Here is a 15,512-nt window from a genome sequence, read left to right as displayed (position 1 = left end):
GCGCGTCGGTGATATCTGCTGAATATACCGAGAAAATGAAATTTACAGCACGGATGCCATGTTTTCTCGCGGTCCGAGAGGAGGGGTGAATGAAATGGCCGCGCAATCGTATTGCACGCGAAGGTCACCCCACCTCGGCAGGCGAGGTTAGACCCTGGCACCCGGAACTGGATCTCCTCCGGCACGAAATCCAGAAGCACTCTCCGGAAGCGTTCACGAAAAGTGATGAAGTGGCGGCTCAGAAACGAAAGATCAATGCTGAACAATGGTCCCGGCAAGCGCTTCGGACTGTAGTCGCACCCCACCGCGCCCAACAATGCGCCGACACGCCGGATACACCAGGCTCCACAGTGACCGACCACTGTCCGAGAGGCTCATGCCGTCCTCCGCCGCCTGTCCAACTGCGCACCGTGAGCGGTTGGACGGCAGTTCGCGTGCCCTCTGTCCGGACCATCGACCACGACTTCAAATCCAAGCCCGCAGCCGAGCGTTGACGCATGTGCGCGGTACCTGCACTTCGGTTCTGCGGAACGCACCCTAACAAGGCCGACACAATAAGCCGAGTTGTCGGTGGGCGATCAGGCAGCAGGCGGCTCGATGCGCGCCCCCTGGTCCGGGCTCGGACCAGCGCCGGGATGTTTGTTTCGTCCCACATGAAGTCGTGCACCACGGCGTGGCAGGTGCCGTTGCGGCCTCGGGACGCGGCAGCCTTGGCAGGGCTGGCCCGATTGCCTCACTCGTGGACACTCGCGGACGAACGGCCTGGCGTCGCGCGCGAATTGGCCTATGTCTTCGGCGACGCTCAGTGTGCCGAGCGTGATGCGGTATTCAGCGTCGGTTGAGTCCCGGAGCGCGCAGTCAGGCCCTGGGGGCGTTTCTCTCGTGCTACTGTCCTGCGCCAGAGATTCCTCGTTAATTCGTCTATGAGTGCTTCTGCGGATGTTCCGGTGCCACGTCGCGGTCCGAAGTTGGAACCGTTGTTGTTGTCTCCTGATGAGCGTGTGGTGTTGGAGCGTTGGGCCCGCAGGGCGTCATCTGCGCAGGCAGTGGCCTTGCGCGCCCGCATCGTGTTGGCATGTGACGGTGTTGATAGGCCACCGATTGTCGTGGTGGCGCGGGAATTGGGCATCGCGGCGGACACGGTCCGCAAGTGGCGTCGCCGGTTTCTGGCCGCCCGGCTGGACGGGCTGGTGGACGAACCGAGGCCGGGCCGGCCGCCCACCATCAGTGTTGATCAGGTGGAGGCGGTGGTGGTCAGCACGCTGGAGGAGATTCCGAAGAACGCCACTCACTGGTCTCGTGCGTCCATGGCCGACCGCAGTGGCCTGTCGAAGTCGACCGTGGGCCGGATCTGGCGCAGGTTCCAGCTCAAGCCGCACCTGAGCGACACGTTCAAGTTGTCGACGGACCCGCTGTTCGTGGAGAAGGTCTACGACGTGGTGGGGCTGTATTTCAACCCGCCCGAAGGTGCGGTGGTGTTGTCGGTGGACGAGAAGTCCCAGATCCAGGCCCTGGATCGCTCGCAGCCGGTGCTGCCGATGATGCCCGGCATGCCCGAGCGCCGGACCCATGACTATGTGCGCAACGGTCTGACCACCTTGTTCGCCGCGTTCGATGTCGCCACCGGCGAGGTGATCAGCGCACTGCACCGCAGGCACCGGGCGGCGGAGTTCAAGAAATTCCTGGTCAGGATCGACAACGAGGTGCCGGACCATCTCCAGATCCATCTGATCCGGGACATCTGAGCCCCGCTCACCGGAGTGCCGTCGCACCCCTCCCGGCCCGCTGGACCGCGGGCCGGGTGCGGCTGCGGCTGCGGCGGCACGCGTGCGTCGGGGGTGGCCCCGGTGTCGTCCGGGCTCCGCCCCCGCGTCGTACGTGCTCGCGCGTCGTACGTGCTCGGCTCTGGGAGACGTACCCGCTCAGCTCACCGCGACGGTGATGTCCCGCTCCGTGCTCGCGTGGAACGTGGGGAGCGGGAGGCCGCTGCCGCTCAGTTCCATGACCGTGGCCTCGACGTGGGCCGCGCCCTGGGCGAGGGTGCCCGGCGCGCGCTTCTCCGAGTTGGTCCAGCGGTGCTCCGCGCCGTCGCAGACCGCCGAGGAGCCACCGATGGCATGGCGGACCCGGGGATCGCCCTGGGACACCGAGGAGGACACGAACACGGGCCCCGCGGCACCCGTGCAGCGGTAGGTACCGGAGAGGGTGACGGTGCCGTCGGTGGCCACCGTGCCGGTGGGGTCGACGGTCACCTCGTCGAACGAGGCGGTGCGGGCGACGGCGGACGGGGCGAGAAGCAGGAGCAACGCGGCACCTGCGGCCGCGCCGATGGCCTGGCGGACGAACATGGGATACCTCCTGGAGCGGGGCCTGGAAAGGGCGCTCAACAGGTACCGGTCCGAGGCCCCGCGGGCCGTGATCATCACCCCTTTGGTGGCGAGTTGGCCCCGTCCGTCTTGGGGACGTCCGAGAGTTGTCCTCGTGTTGTCACGCTTCACGACCGGCTGTTCCGATGAGTTCGCCGCGAGCGCATGGTCTATTCATGCGAGGGCGACGACAACGCCGCCGACACTCTTCGCATCCGACGTGGAGGTGCGCCATGTGTTCACACCAGTCTTCGAGCCCGTCCGCGGACACCGCAGCCCCGCACATCGTCTCGGCCCACCCCGAGCAGGGCTGGAACCTCCTGTGCAACGGGGCGATCGTCTTCGACGACAGCGGCGAACTGCTCCCCGACGGCAGCGTGATCGCTCCGCACCGGGTGTTCGCCGAACAGCTGGCCGTCGCGGCCTGATCTCCGCTTCCCCGCGGGCCTACGCCAGCACGGCGAAGCCGTCGAGTTCGACCAGGGCCCGCTCGTCCCACAGGCGGGCGGCGCCGATGACAGCCATCGCGGGGTAGTCGCGGCCCGCCAACCGGCGCCAGATGCGCCCGAGTTCGGGAGCGTGGACGCGGTAGTCGGCGACGTCCGTGGCGTAGACCGTGACCCGGGCGAGGTCGGCGGGAGCGCCGCCCGCCGCGCGCAGCGCGGTCAGCAGATTGGCCAGCGCCCGCTCGAACTGCAGGGGCAAGGTCTCCCCCACCACCTTCCCGTCCACGTCGAGCGCGGTCTGTCCGGCCAGGAAGACGACACGGGAGCCGATGGCGACGACGGCGTGGGAGAAGCCGGTCGGCGGGGAGAGCTCGGGCGGGTTGACGCGTTCGGCGGTCATGCGGACCCCGTTTCCTGTGGCCGTTCAGCGGTCGCGCAGACCCCGTGGTCCCTTGCCTGTCCGGCGGTCATGCGGACCCCGTTTCCTGTGTCTGCTCGGCCATCCGGTACAACTCCTTCGCGATGACCGCCCGTTGGACCTCGCTGGCCCCCTCGTAGATGCGCGGCGCGCGCACCTCGCGGTAGAGGTGTTCGAGGAGATGGCCGCGGCGCAGTGCGCGGGCGCCGTGCAGCTGGACGGCCGCGTCGACGACGTACTGGGCCGTCTCGGTCGCGAGCAGCTTCGCCATCGCCGCCCGCCGCGGCACGTCCGCGGCCCCCTCGTCGTACGCCGCCGCGGCCGCGTAGACCATCAGGCGGGCCGCCTCGGTGCGCAGGGCCATCTCGGCGACCTGGTGGGCCACGGTCTGCAGGTCCTTCAGCGGACCGCCGAACGCCTCGCGCCGGGCCGTGTGGGTGAGGGTCGCGTCCAGCGCGGCCTGTGCCATGCCGACGGCGAAGGCGCCCACGCTCGGCCGGAAGAGGTTGAGGGTGCGCATGGCGACCCGGAACCCGTGGTCGGGTTCGCCGAGGACGTCGTCCGCCGTGACGGGTACGGCGTCGAAGGCGAGGGCGCCGATGGGGTGCGGGGAGAGCATGTCGAGCGGGGTGCCGGTGAGGCCGGAGCGGTCGGCGGGGACGAGGAAGGCGGTGACGCCGCGGGCTCCGGCGTCGGGCGCGGTGCGCGCGAAGACGGTGTAGACGTCGGCCTCGGGGGCGTTGGAGATCCAGCACTTCTCGCCGGTGAGCCGCCACCCGCCGGTGCCGTCCGCGTCCGCCCGGAGTGCCAGCGCGGCCGCGTCCGAGCCGGCGCCGGGCTCGCTCAGCGCGAAGGCCGCCACGGTGGTGCCGTCCGCGACCCGGGGCAGCCAGTGCTCGCGCTGGACCGCGCTGCCGTACGCGTGGACCGGATGGGCGCCGAGCCCCTGGAGGGCCAGTGCCGTCTCGGCCTCGGTGCAGACCTGGGCCAGGGACTCGCGCATCAGGCAGAGATCCAGGGCGCCGGAGGTGAACAGGCGGGAGAGCAGGCCGAGTCGGCCGAGCTCGGCGACCAGCGGGCGGTTGACGTGCCCCGCCTCGCCCTTGTCGGCCAGTGGGCGCAGTCGCTCCGCGGCCAGTGTGCGCAGCTCGGCACACCAGGCGGTCTGCCCCGGATCGAGCGAGAATGCGGTCATTGCCCGTCCCCTCTCCCCATCGGACGCCACCCACGTTATCGCGGACCGTTGACTGTCGTCACCAACACGATACGCTCCTTGTGCGAGCCCACCACGACGCCCACCAAGGCAAGGGGGCGAACCGCCATGGACACTGTGGATCCCGTGGATCCCGCAGACACCTCGGTGCCGGCACTCTCGGCCCACGTCGACACCTTCGCGCGCGACCACCTCCCGCCCCCCGAGCAGTGGCCCGAACTCCGTTTCGACCTGCCCGGGGTGCGCTACCCCGTTCGGCTGAACTGCGCCGCCGAACTCCTCGCGGACACCGACCCCGGACGTCCGGTGTTCCGTACGCCGTCCGGCGACCCGTGGACGTACGGACAGCTGCGTGCCCGTGTCGACCGCATCGCCCATGTGCTGACCGGCGAGCTGGGCGTCGTCCCGGGCAACCGGGTGCTGCTGCGCGGCCCCACCACTCCGTGGCTGGCCGCCTGCTGGCTGGCTGTGCTGAAGGCGGGCGCCGTCGCCGTCACGGTGCTCGCGCAGCAGCGGTCGCACGAGCTGAGCACGATGTGCTCGATCGCGCGGGTGACGCACGCCCTGTGCGACATCCGCTCGGTCGACGACCTGGTCAAGGCGGAGATCCCCGGACTGCGGGTCACGACGTACGGCGGTGACGCCTCCGACGATCTGCTGCTGCGGATCACCGGCGCGCCGGACGAACCCTTCGACGCGGTGGACACGGCAGCCGACGACGTGGCGCTGATCGCGTTCACCTCGGGCACCACCGGACGGCCCAAGGGCTGTATGCACTTCCACCGCGATGTGCTGGCGATAGCGGACACCTTCTCGGAGCATGTGCTGCGGCCGCAGGAGGACGATGTCTTCGCGGGCAGCCCTCCCCTGGGTTTCACCTTCGGGCTCGGCGGTCTCGTCGTCTTCCCCCTGCGCGCCGGCGCCTGCTCCCTGCTGCTCGAACAGGCGGGCCCCAAACAGCTGTTGCCCGCCATCGCCGAGCACCGCGTCTCCGTGCTGTTCACGGCGCCGACCGCCTACCGGGCGATGCTGGCGGAGCTCGACGACCACGACACCGGGTCGCTGCGGCGCTGTGTGTCCGCGGGCGAGAACCTGCCCACGGCGACCTGGCGGGACTGGCACGGGCGCACCGGGCTGCGCATCATCAACGGCATCGGCGCCACCGAGCTGCTGCACATCTTCATCTCCGCCGCCGACGGGCAGATCCGCCCCGGCACGACGGGCCTCCCGGTTCCGGGGTGGCACGCGCGCGTGGTCGACGCCGAGGGGACGCCGGTGCCGGACGGCGAACCCGGGCTGCTCGCCGTGCGCGGCCCGGTCGGCTGCCGGTATCTCGCCGACCCGCGGCAGCGCGAGTACGTGCGCGGCGGCTGGAACATCACCGGCGACACCTACGTACGCGACCCCGACGGCTACTTCAGCTATGTGGCCCGGGCCGACGACATGATCATCTCGGCGGGCTACAACATCGCGGGCCCCGAGGTCGAGGAGGCGCTGCTGCGGCACCCGGACGTGGTCGAGACGGCGGTCGTCGGGCGGTCCGACGAGGCACGCGGGCAGGTCGTGGTGGCCTACGCGGTGCTCAAGGAGGGCGCCCGCCGGGACGCCGAGGCGCTGCGCGCCTTCCTCAAGTCCGAGCTGGCGCCGTACAAATGCCCCCGCGAGATCGTCTTCCTGGACGCGCTGCCGCGCACCGCCACGGGGAAACTCCAGCGGTTCCGGCTGCGCGAGGAGGCGGGTGCTGACGCGCTGTCACCTCCCGCGTCCGAGGGTGACGTGTCCGCCGGCGGCGGTCCCAAGTGATCTTCGCGCACTAGAGTGATCGACGTGTCAGAGCAGCACGCCCCCCGGTCCCTCATCGTCACCTTCTACGGCGCGTACGGCCGTTTCATGCCCGGCCCGGTGCCGGTCGCCGAGTTGATCCGGCTCCTCGCCGCGGTCGGCGTGGACGCGCCCTCGGTGCGGTCGTCGGTGTCCCGGCTCAAGCGCCGCGGGCTCCTGGAGCCGGCGCGCACCGCGGCGGGCTCGGCCGGATACGCGCTGTCGCCGGACGCACGGCAACTGCTCGACGACGGCGACCGCAGGGTGTACGCGTCGGCGCCTCCCGAGGACGACGGCTGGGTGCTCGCCGTCTTCTCCGTACCGGAGTCGGAGCGGCAGAAGCGGCACATCCTGCGCTCGCGGCTCGCCGGTCTCGGCTTCGGCACGGCCGCCCCCGGGGTGTGGCTCGCCCCGGCCCGGCTGTACGAGGAGACCCGCCACACCCTGGAGCGGCTGCGGCTCGATCGCTACGTGGAGCTGTTCCGCGGCGAGCACCTGGGGTTCGCCGCGACGGCCGACGCGGTGGCGCGCTGGTGGGACCTGGCGGCCATCGCCAAGGAGCACGAGGCGTTCCTCGGCCGGCACGCGCGCGTGCTGCACACGTGGGAGGGCCGCGCGGACACCCCGCCCGAGGAGGCCTACCGCGACTATCTGCTCGCCCTCGACTCCTGGCGCCATCTCCCGTACACCGACCCCGGGCTGCCCGCCGCGCTGCTCCCCGCGGACTGGCCGGGGGCCCGCTCGGCCACCGTCTTCCGGGCCCTGCACGAGCGGCTGCGGGACGCGGGAGCGGAGTTCGCCGGGGTGGTCCCGTGGTCCGGGAACCCGCCGGGTGACCCGGCCGTGTGACCTCGGCCCCGCCGACCGCCGCCGAGCGAACTTCAGGCTCCTCCGTCCCTCCTCTCAGCCGAACGCCCGTCAGGCGGCGGCCGGCCCGAAGGCCTGACCGGGATGGACGCTTCCCGGCGCCGGTCCGCGCTCACGTCCCCAAGGTGAGGCGGGGCCTGGGGGCGTCGGTACGTCCGGTCTGGGGGCGTCGGCTGCCCGCGCGGTAGGGCATCGGCCACCCGACACCCGGACCCTCGTATCCCTGTTCGGCCGCCGCGTGCAGCGTCCAGTGCGGGTCGTAGAGGTGCGGACGGGCGAGCGCGCACAGGTCCGTCCGCCCGGCCAGGATCAGGGAGTTGACGTCGTCCCAGGAGGAGATCGCGCCGACGGCGATCACCGGGAGCCCGGTCTCGTGGCGGATCCGGTCGGCGTACGGCGTCTGGTACGAGCGGCCGTACTCGGGGTGCTCGTCCGCCACCACCTGGCCGGTCGACACGTCCACCGCGTCGGCGCCGTGCGCCGCGAAGGCCCGCGCGATCACCACCGCGTCGTCCCCGGTGGTGCCGCCCTCGGCCCAGTCGGTGGCGGAGATACGCACGGTCATCGGGCGCTCCGGCGGCCACACGGCCCGCACCGCGTCGAACACTTCGAGCGGGAAACGCAGCCGCTTCTCCAGGGATCCGCCGTACGCGTCGGTGCGCAGGTTGGTCAGCGGCGAGAGGAAGCCGGAGAGCAAATAGCCGTGGGCGCAGTGCAGTTCGAGGAGGTCGAAGCCGGAACGGGCGGCACGGCAGGCCGCCGCGGTGAACTGCTCGCGCAGATCGGTGAGCTGGGCGCGCGACAGCTGTCGGGGTGTCTGGCTGTCCGGCTTGTACGGGAGGGGGGAGGCGGCCACGAGCGGCCAGTTGCCGTCCGTCAGGGGCTCGTCGATGCCCTCCCACATCAGCCGTGTCGAGCCCTTGCGGCCGGCGTGGCCGAGTTGGAGGCCGATCGCGGTGCCCGGTGCCTGCCGGTGCGTGAAGTCGACTATCCGCCGCCAGGATTCGGCCTGTCGGGCGGTGTAGATGCCCGCGCAGCCCGGTGTGATGCGGCCCTCCTCGCTGACGCACACCATCTCGGTCATCACCAGTCCGGCGCCGCCGAGAGCCCGCGCGCCCAGGTGGACGAGATGGAAGTCGCCGGGGACGCCGTCCACGGCCGAGTACATGTCCATCGGAGAGACGACGACGCGGTTGCGCAGGGTCAGGCCGCGCAGCCGGAACGGGGTGAACATCGGCGGGGTGCCGGGAGGGCAGCGGAACTCCCGCTCGACCGCGGACACGAAGTGCGGATCGCGCAGCCGCAGGTTGTCATGAGTGACGCGGCGGCTGCGGGTGAGGAGGTTGAAGGCGAACTGCCGGGTGGGCTGGCCGAGATAGCGGTCGAGGTTCTCGAACCATTCCAGGCTGGCGCGGGCCGCCCGCTGGGTGGAGGCGACGACGGGCCGCCGCTCCTCCTCGTAGGCCGCGAGCGCCTCCGCCGGGGACGGCCGCTCCTCCAGGCAGGCGGCCAGCGCGAGCGCGTCCTCGACGGCGAGCTTGGTGCCCGAACCGATGGAGAAGTGGGCGGTGTGGGCCGCGTCGCCGAGCAGGACCAGATTGCCGTGCGACCAGCGGCCGTTGACGATCGTCCTGAATCGCGTCCACGCCGATCTGTTGGCGCGCAGCGGGCGTCCGCCGAGCGCGTCCGCGAAGATCTTGCCGCACCGCTCGACGGACTCCCGCTCGTCGAGGTCCGCGAACCCCGCGGCCCGCCAGACCTCTTCGCGCATCTCGATGATGACGGTGGAGGCGTCGGCCGCGTACGGGTAGCCGTGCAGCTGCATCACGCCGTGCTCGGTCTCGGCGATCTCGAAGCGGAAGGCGTCGAAGGCGAAGTCGGCGGCGAGCCAGATGTAGCGGCAGCGGTGTTCCTCCGCGGAGGGCCGGAAGACCTCCGGGTACGCGGCGCGGGTCAGGCTGTGCACGCCGTCGGCGGCGACGACGAGGTCGTACTCCGCCATCAGGCCCTCCACGGGCGGGGCCTCGGTCGCGAAGCGCAGGTCGACGCCCAGCGAGCGGCAGCGTTCGTGGAGGATCTCCAGGAGCCGGCGCCGCCCGAGCGCGGCGAAGCCGTGGCCGCCGGAGGTGTGGCGCACCCCGCGGTGCACGATGTCGATGTCGTCCCAGCGGACGAACTCGGCCTGGAGCGCCGCGTACACGACCGGGTCGGCGTGTTCGATGCCGCCGAGGGTCTCGTCGGACAGGACGACGCCGAAGCCGAAGGTGTCGTCGGGGGCGTTGCGTTCCCAGACGGTGATCTCGCGGGCCGGGTCGAGGCGTTTGAGCAGCGCCGCGGCATAGAGTCCGCCGGGCCCGCCGCCGATCACGGCGACGCGCATCGCTCCACCGCCCGAGCGCCCGGCCCCCGCGCGTCCGGCTGTCGTACGCCCTTCACGCTCAGCCCCCGCACGGCCGTCGTTCCCGGCCCCGGGACGGTCTTCGCGGCCCTCGCCGCCGGTGTCCACGCGCATCCCGTGCTCACCTCCCCCGCCACTTCGGGGCCCGCTTCTCCGTGAAGGCCGCATGGAACTCCGCGTAGTCCTCGCCGTTCATCAGCAGGGCCTGGGTCGCGGCGTCCAGCTCGACGGAGGCGGCGAGCGGCATGTCCAGTTCGGCGGTGAGCAGCGCCTTGGTCTGGGCGTACGCCAGGGCCGGACCCTCGGCGAGGCGGCGGGCCAGCGCCCGCGCGCCCTCGTCGGCGTGCCCCTCGTCGGTGAGTTCGCTGATCAGGCCGATGCGCTCGGCCTCGGGCGCCCGCACCGGTTCGCCGAGCATCAGCAGTCGCGTCGCGTGGCCGAGCCCGACCACCCGGGGCAGCAGATAGGCCGCGCCCATGTCGCCGCCGGACAGCCCGACGCGGGTGAAGAGGAAGGCGAAGCGTGCGCTCGGGTCGGCCACCCGGAAGTCGGCGGCCAGCGCCAGCACGGCCCCGGCGCCCGCCGCCACCCCGTGCACCGCCGCGATCACCGGGAACGGGCATTCGCGTACGGCCCGGACGACCTGCCCGGTCATCCGGTTGAAGTCGAGGAGCTGGGCGGTGTCCATGGCCAGGGTCGCGCCGATGATCTCGTCGACGTCGCCGCCGGAACAGAATCCGCGGCCCTCGCCGGCGAGCACCAGGGCACGGACGGACCGCTCGCGGGACAGCTCGGCCAGCAGGTCGCGCAGGTCGGCGTAGGCACCGAAGGTGAGCGCGTTGAGTTTCTCGGGGCGGGCCAGGGTGACCGTGGCGACGCCGTCGGTGAGCTCGTACCTCAGATGCTGCCAGTCGGAGGTGCGGGTGGCGGAGCCGGTGAAGGGACTCATGACGTGCGGCCTCCTCGGGCGGGGGCGACGCTCTCTGGCTGTTCAACGAAGTTATCACTCATCCGTGACTGTCGTCACGGCCACGCGATACGACGACTTCGCGAAGTGACGCACCGGTCATGAACTGTTACGTGACGTGGCGGTCGCAGGGTGTGACCGGGAGCCGGGAGGCGCGAGGTGACGGTCGCGCGGTGACCTTGGTCCGTCACCGCGTCACGGATCTTCGATAGGCGTGTAACGGCGGGAGCACACGAGGGAGGCGGGCCGTTCGCCTGGGTACACAGCCCCGTATCGGACCGAACATCCCGAAAGGAGACGGCGGAACCCGGGGACACACCGTCAGATGTCCCGAAGAAAGCCCACCGAGCGCGTTTGCCCGGTGTCGCCGTACCATTCCTAAGGTTGAAAGCAGGACCGCCTGCTCCATGAACGGACCCGCCTTGCACGACACCCCAGTACCAGCCTCCTGGCGCATCGCGCTGCCGCACACCGTGGCGGCCGTGCCCGTCGCCCGCGCCCTGGTCCGCACGGCACTCGCCGAGCGGGAACACGCGGCCGACAGCGACACCGCCGAGCTGCTCACCGCGGAGCTGGTCGCCAACGCCGTCGAGCACACCGCGGGCGACGGGCCCATAGAGCTGGTCGTGGAGCTGATGCCGACCGGCTGCCGGGTCGAGGTGCACGACCCCGACCCGGTTCCGCCCGTCGACCTCACGCTCCCGCACCCGCCCGGCGAGCCGGACCCCTGGCAGGAGCACGGACGCGGTCTGCTGCTGCTGCGCGCCCTCAGCTCGTCCTGCGGACACCGCCCCACCGACTCAGGCAAGGCGGTCTGGTTCAGACTGCCTGTGGTTCCCGCTCAGCGGCGTCCGGTGCTGTAGCGGCGTCGGCTCCGGCGCGGGCGGCGGTCCCGGCCAGCCGGGAATTGCGGCGCCCGTAGAGGACGTACACGAGGAATCCGGCCGCGAGGAAGGCGGCGAACTGGACCCAGGTGGTCCAGCCGGTCTCGTACATCAGATAAAGGCAGAAGCCCACGCCGAGCAGTGGTACCACGGGGTAGAGCGGCACCCGGAAGGTGCGGGCGAGGTCCGGCTCGCGGCGGCGCAGTGCGATCACCGCGACATTGACGGCGGCCATCACGGCGAGCGTGCCGATGGTGCAGAGGTTGACCACGGCGTCCAGGGACGCGAAGGCCGCGGGGAGCGCGAAGACGATCGCGACGATCAGCGTGCCGGCGACCGGTGTGGAGGTCCTCGGCGAGACCTTCTCGAAGACGCGCGGGACCAGGCCGTCGCGGGACATCGACATCAGGATGCGGGTCTGGCCGTACATCACGGCGAGAACGACCGAGGCGATGGCGACGACCGCACCGAAGGCGATCACTCCGCCGCCGACGGTCGATCCGGTGACCTCGTTGACGACATAGGACAGCGCGGCCGGCCTGCCGCCCACCTTGTCGCCGCCGATGGCGCCGATCGCCGCCAGGGCGACGGCGCAGTACAGCACGGTGACCAGGCCGATGCAGACCAGGATGGCGACGGGAATGTCCCGGCGGGGGTTCTTGGCCTCCTCGCCGGCCGTGGTGATCGCGTCGAAGCCGATGTAGGAGAAGAACGCGGCCGTGGTGCCGGCGCCGATGCCGCCGAGTCCGGCCGGGGAGAACGGCGTGAGGTTGCCGTCCTTGAAGGCACTGAACCCGATCGCGCAGAACAGCACGAGGACGACGAGCTTGAGCACGGCCATCGCGGCGGTCGCCCGGGCGCTCTCGCGCACCCCGCGCACCAGCAGGACCGCGGCCAGCGCGATCACGATCACGGCGGGAAGATTGACGATTCCGCCGTCGGAGGGGCCGGCGGAGAGCGCGGCGGGCAACTGCGTACCGGTGAGGCTCGTGAGCAGTTCGTTGACGTACTGGCTCCAGCCGACGGCCACGGCCGACACCGAGACGCCGTACTCCAGGAGCAGGCACCAGCCGACCAGGAAGGCCGTGCCCTCGCCGAGTCCGGCATAGGCGAAGGAGTACGAGGATCCCGAGACCGGGATGGCGCCGCCGAGCTCCGCGAACGCGAAGGCCGTGAACACACAGGTGATCGCGGCGAGGACGAAGGAGACGACCACGGCGGGTCCGGCCTGGGCGACCGAGTCGGAGAGTCCGACGAAGATCCCGGTGCCGACGATGGCGCCGACGCCGAAGCAGATGAGCTGGAAGAGCCCCATCGTGCGCTTGAGCCCGTTGCCTTCGAGGTCGGCACCGGATTCGGCGATCAGTTGAGCGGGGGACTTGAAGCGAGGAGCGGGCATGCGGGGTGGTGCTCGTTTCTGGTGGTGCGGGTGCGACCGTAGGGGTGCCCCCCGCTCGAGCGTGGTCGAGAGTTCGGGGGAGAGTCGCGCGGCGGTCCCGGAAGGGATGGCTCCGGGCCGCCGGACATCGTACGGAGAAAATCAGGCCAGCGTGGCGACCAGGATCGCCTTGATCGTGTGCAGCCGGTTCTCGGCCTGGTCGAAGACGACGGAGTGCGCCGACTCGAAGACCTCGTCGGTGACCTCCAGCGAGTCGAGACCGTAGGTCGCGTGGATCTCACGGGCGACCTTGGTCCCGAGGTCGTGGAAGGCCGGGAGGCAGTGCAGGAACTTGACGTCCGGGTTGCCGGTGGCGCGCAGCACGTCCATGGTCACGGCATACGGGGAGAGGGCACCGATGCGCTCGGCCCACACCTCCTTGGGCTCCCCCATGGAGACCCAGACGTCGGTGGCCACGAAGTCGGCGCCCCGCACACCGTCGGCGATGTGCTCGGTGAGCGTGATGCGGCCGCCGTTCTTCTCGGCGAGTTCGCGGGCCTGCGCGACGACCTCGTCGGCGGGCCAGTAGGCCTGCGGGGCGACTATCCGGACGTCCATGCCGAGCAGCGCGCCCGTGACCAGGTAGGAATTGCCCATGTTGAAACGGGCGTCCCCCAGGTAGGCGAAGGTGATCTCACCGATCGGCCTGTCGCAGTGCTCGGTCATGGTGAGGACGTCGGCCAGCATCTGGGTGGGGTGCCAGTCGTCGGTGAGGCCGTTGTAGACCGGCACTCCGGCATAGGCGGCCAGCTCCTCCACCGAGGCCTGGCTGTCGCCGCGGTACTCGATGGCATCGAACATGCGGCCGAGTACGCGCGCGGTGTCCTTCACGGACTCCTTGTGGCCGATCTGCGAGCCGGACGGGTCCAGATACGTCGTCGAGGCACCCTGGTCCGCGGCCGCGACCTCGAAGGCGCAGCGCGTGCGCGTCGAGGTCTTCTCGAAGATCAGCGCGATGTTCCTGCCCCGCAGGTGCCGCGTCTCCGTCCCGGACCTCTTGGCGGCCTTGAGCCCTGCGGCCAGCTCGACCAGACCGAGGAATTCCTCTCCCGTGAAGTCCAGCTCCTTGAGGAAGTGGCGGCCGGCGAGGGCGGTCGGGACTGTCGCCATGGGGGCGCTCCAGGGATGACGGGGACGAGGACGGGGACGGACGTCTGGAATTCTATACGACACTTGGCATTTATATGCGGTCTCCCGTTCGACTCTACGCGGGGCCCTTCCGCGCGGCCCTATACGCAGCCCATACGGCCCCGACGGCCCGTACGGCACCCCGGGGCCCCCGGCGGACTCCGGTGCCCCACGGGGAGTCCGGCGCGGAGGCCCCACACTCGGGGCCCTACACGGGATCCCGTTCGACCGGACAGCTCATGCAGCGCGGACCCCCTCTTCCCCGCCCCAGCTCGCTGCCCGGGATCTCGATCACCTCGATGCCCTGCTTGCGCAGATGGGTATTGGTGGTGGCGTTCCGCTCGTAGGCGATGACGACGCCCGGCTCGACGGCGAGGACGTTGCACCCGTCGTCCCACTGCTCCCGCTCGGCCGCGTGCACGTCCTGGGTGGCGGTCAGGACGCGGATCTCGCCCAGGCCGAGCGCCGCGGCGATGGCACGGTGCATGTGCTCCGGGGGGTGGTCGGTGACCTTCAGCTCCTTCTCCCCCACACCCGGTTCGATGGTGTACGAGCGGAGCATGCCGAGCCCGGCGTACTGCGTGAAGATGTCGCCGTCGACCATCGTCATCACGGTGTCGAGATGCATGAGCGCCCGCCGCTTGGGCATGTCGAGCGCCACGATGGTGGTCGCCGAGCCCGCCGCGAACAGCTTGTGCGCGAGCATCTCGACCGCCTGGGGCGTCGTGCGCTCGCTCATGCCGATGAGCACCGCGCCGTTGCCGATGACGAGGACGTCGCCGCCCTCGATGGTGGACGGGTAGTCCGCCTGGCCCTCCGACCAGAGGTTGAAGTCCTCCTTGTGGAAGAGGGGGTGGTGCCGGTAGATCGCCTCGAAGTGCACGGTCTCGCGCTGCCGGGCCGGCCAGCGCATGGCGTTGATGGAGACCCCGTCGTAGATCCAGGCGGAGGTGTCACGGGTGAAGAGGTGATTGGGCAGCGGCCGCAGGAGGAAGTCGTCGAGGTCCATGACATGGAAGCGCACGGACGTGGGCTCCGCGTGCGCGTCCAGGAACTCGCGCTTGGTCATGCCGCCGACGAGCGCGGACGCCAGCTCCGGAGCGGGCAGGGCCTCGAAGGCGGCCCGGAGATGGTCGGTGGCGAGCGGCCCGTACTCCTTCTCGTGGAAGACCCGGTCCAGGACGAGCGACCGGGCCGCCGGGATCGCCAGCGCCTCGGCGAGCAGGTCACCGAAAAGGTGGACGGTGACCCCGCGGTCGCGCAGCACGTCGGCGAACCCGTCGTGCTCCGCGCGCGCCCGGCGCACCCACAGCACGTCGTCGAAGAGCAGGGCGTCCTTGTTGCTGGGGGTGAGCCTTTTGAGCTCGAGATCAGGCCGGTGCAGGATGACGCGGCGCAGCCGCCCGGCCTCGGAGTCGACATGGAATCCCATGTCTCCATCCTGACCATCCGGACGCATGTTCACCCGTGGATCGCCCGAGCCGCACCGCATTGATTTCGTCCTCTTGACGATAAGCGGACCCACCCATTATCGTCTCACTGACGACAAAGAAGACGAGGAACCGC

Annotated in this window: 12 protein-coding genes and 1 pseudogene; 5 read left to right on the top strand and 8 right to left on the bottom strand. The window is 70.7% G+C overall.

Features of this window, described 5'->3' with window-relative positions:
• Positions 1-947 precede the first annotated feature (947 nt).
• Positions 948-1,739, top strand: a pseudogene (locus OG788_RS33235) (IS630 family transposase); the annotation flags it as partial.
• 183 nt (positions 1,740-1,922) lie between these two features.
• On the opposite strand, the gene OG788_RS33230 reads toward OG788_RS33235, so the two are convergent.
• The gene (locus tag OG788_RS33230) at positions 1,923-2,348 is read right to left on the bottom strand and encodes a DUF6299 family protein (RefSeq protein ID WP_406374833.1); all 426 of its coding nucleotides are present in this window, start codon (positions 2,346-2,348) and stop codon (positions 1,923-1,925) included.
• Positions 2,349-2,599: 251 nt separating this feature from the next.
• Here OG788_RS33230 and OG788_RS33225 point away from each other — a divergent pair, with 251 nt between their 5' ends.
• Positions 2,600-2,794, top strand: coding sequence for a DUF5999 family protein (locus OG788_RS33225; protein WP_351535683.1), 195 nt, complete (start codon positions 2,600-2,602; stop codon positions 2,792-2,794).
• Between the two features lie 19 nt (positions 2,795-2,813).
• Here OG788_RS33225 and OG788_RS33220 read toward each other — a convergent pair whose 3' ends face one another.
• Together OG788_RS33220 and OG788_RS33215 are read right to left on the bottom strand one after the other, a co-directional pair.
• A complete protein-coding gene (locus OG788_RS33220; protein ID WP_406374832.1) occupies positions 2,814-3,212 on the bottom strand; it encodes a RidA family protein in 399 nt (132 codons plus the stop codon).
• Between the two features lie 67 nt (positions 3,213-3,279).
• Positions 3,280-4,425: an acyl-CoA dehydrogenase family protein gene (locus OG788_RS33215; RefSeq protein WP_406374831.1), complete on the bottom strand. Its 1,146-nt coding sequence runs from the start codon at positions 4,423-4,425 to the stop codon at positions 3,280-3,282.
• Between the two features lie 126 nt (positions 4,426-4,551).
• On the opposite strand from OG788_RS33215, the gene OG788_RS33210 reads away from it, so the two are divergent.
• Together OG788_RS33210 and OG788_RS33205 are read left to right on the top strand one after the other, a co-directional pair.
• The gene (locus OG788_RS33210; protein WP_406374830.1) at positions 4,552-6,246 is read left to right on the top strand and encodes an AMP-binding protein; all 1,695 of its coding nucleotides are present in this window, start codon (positions 4,552-4,554) and stop codon (positions 6,244-6,246) included.
• Positions 6,247-6,261: 15 nt separating this feature from the next.
• Positions 6,262-7,113, top strand: coding sequence for a PaaX family transcriptional regulator C-terminal domain-containing protein (locus OG788_RS33205; RefSeq protein WP_406374829.1), 852 nt, complete (start codon positions 6,262-6,264; stop codon positions 7,111-7,113).
• A gap of 130 nt (positions 7,114-7,243) precedes the next feature.
• On the opposite strand, the gene OG788_RS33200 is transcribed toward OG788_RS33205, so the two are convergent.
• Together OG788_RS33200 and OG788_RS33195 are read right to left on the bottom strand one after the other, a co-directional pair.
• The gene (locus OG788_RS33200) at positions 7,244-9,511 is read right to left on the bottom strand and encodes a bifunctional salicylyl-CoA 5-hydroxylase/oxidoreductase (RefSeq protein ID WP_406376913.1); all 2,268 of its coding nucleotides are present in this window, start codon (positions 9,509-9,511) and stop codon (positions 7,244-7,246) included.
• Positions 9,512-9,650: 139 nt separating this feature from the next.
• Positions 9,651-10,478: an enoyl-CoA hydratase family protein gene (locus tag OG788_RS33195; RefSeq protein WP_266763504.1), complete on the bottom strand. Its 828-nt coding sequence runs from the start codon at positions 10,476-10,478 to the stop codon at positions 9,651-9,653.
• A gap of 425 nt (positions 10,479-10,903) precedes the next feature.
• Between OG788_RS33195 and OG788_RS33190 the strand changes: the two genes are divergently transcribed.
• Complete coding sequence (locus OG788_RS33190) at positions 10,904-11,359, top strand: ATP-binding protein (protein WP_351535668.1); 456 nt, start codon at positions 10,904-10,906, stop codon at positions 11,357-11,359.
• Here the strand turns inward: OG788_RS33190 and OG788_RS33185 are convergent.
• From OG788_RS33185 to OG788_RS33175, 3 genes are all read right to left on the bottom strand, one after another.
• A complete protein-coding gene (locus tag OG788_RS33185) occupies positions 11,316-12,779 on the bottom strand; it encodes an amino acid permease (protein WP_406374828.1) in 1,464 nt (487 codons plus the stop codon). The genes OG788_RS33190 and OG788_RS33185 overlap by 44 nt on opposite strands.
• 141 nt (positions 12,780-12,920) lie before the next feature.
• Entirely contained in the window at positions 12,921-13,928 is a 1,008-nt protein-coding gene (argF, locus tag OG788_RS33180) for an ornithine carbamoyltransferase (protein ID WP_406374827.1), read from the bottom strand.
• 226 nt (positions 13,929-14,154) lie between these two features.
• On the bottom strand, positions 14,155-15,378 hold the full coding sequence (locus OG788_RS33175; RefSeq protein WP_406374826.1) for an arginine deiminase: 1,224 nt from the start codon (positions 15,376-15,378) through the stop codon (positions 14,155-14,157).
• Positions 15,379-15,512 lie beyond the last annotated feature (134 nt).

The sequence above is a fragment of the Streptomyces sp. NBC_00647 genome, assembly GCF_045207245.1.
Taxonomy (GTDB): Bacteria; Actinomycetota; Actinomycetes; order Streptomycetales; family Streptomycetaceae; genus Streptomyces.
This window is presented reverse-complemented; position numbering and strand designations above follow the sequence as displayed.